We start from the raw sequence: 227 nt of genomic DNA, 5'->3' as shown, positions 1-227 counted from the left end.
TACTGGTGGCGTTTCAGTTCGGGCAGCACCACATGGCTCATCGTCGCCGCGGTGGCGAGCGAGGAGCCGCAGATCGCGCCGAACCCGGCGCACGAGGCCACGCCCGCCATCGCCATGCCGCCACGCCAGTGACCGATGAAGGCGTTGCCAGCCTTGAACAGGGCCTTGGACAAGCCGCCATGGGTGGCGAACTGGCCCATCAGCAGGAAGAGCGGCACCACCGACAG

General features: G+C 67.8%; 1 protein-coding gene. It reads right to left on the bottom strand.

Going from position 1 to position 227, the window contains the following annotated elements; translation table 11 throughout:
* Positions 1–227, bottom strand: a 227-nt coding sequence (locus AC3A35_RS28020) for a TRAP transporter large permease subunit (RefSeq protein WP_487439825.1), incomplete at both ends; no start/stop codon positions are given.

The organism is Azoarcus sp. Soil_N_20, assembly GCF_057656155.1.
This window is presented reverse-complemented; position numbering and strand designations above follow the sequence as displayed.